At 56.1% G+C, this 460-nt stretch carries 1 protein-coding gene; it reads left to right on the top strand.

The genetic code is table 11. The annotated features are described in order from the left end of the window. Positions 1-313, top strand: a 313-nt coding sequence (locus AB4Y40_RS42835) for a LysE family translocator (RefSeq protein ID WP_368692993.1), incomplete at its 5' end; no start/stop codon positions are given. Positions 314-460 lie beyond the last annotated feature (147 nt).

Consider the following 460-nt stretch of genomic DNA (forward strand, 5'->3'; position numbering starts at 1 on the left):
GGTGAAGGCCTTGCGGCTCATTTTTTGGCAAGGCTTTCTCAGTGATGTTTTGAACCCGAAAGTCGCGCTGTTTTACGTCGCATTGCTTCCCCAGTTCATCAGCGCGCACGACCCAAGTCCGGTGAAAGATCTCGTCGCGTTAGGCGTGACTGGCAACATGGTTGGAATTGGAACGAGTATCACGTACGTGTTTCTCGCAGCGCGAATGACAGATGCGCTTCGCCGGAACCAGACTATTTCTTCCTGGTTGACCAAAACGATGGGCGCTCTGTTTGTTGGACTAGGCCTGAAGTTGGCGACAGAAAAGGTCTGACGCGGCTTTCTCTAGGGGTGGCGTCAACGATCACCGGTACCCACAGGCCCAGTGCGGCAGAGTAGACGTTCGCGACCAGCGGTCGCGAAGGCGACCTCGCGATCGTCAACGCTTGAGGGTTGATGTCGAACGACCGTTCGTGGCCGT

The sequence above is a fragment of the Paraburkholderia sp. EG287B genome (assembly GCF_040965595.1).
Taxonomy (GTDB): domain Bacteria; phylum Pseudomonadota; class Gammaproteobacteria; order Burkholderiales; family Burkholderiaceae; genus Paraburkholderia.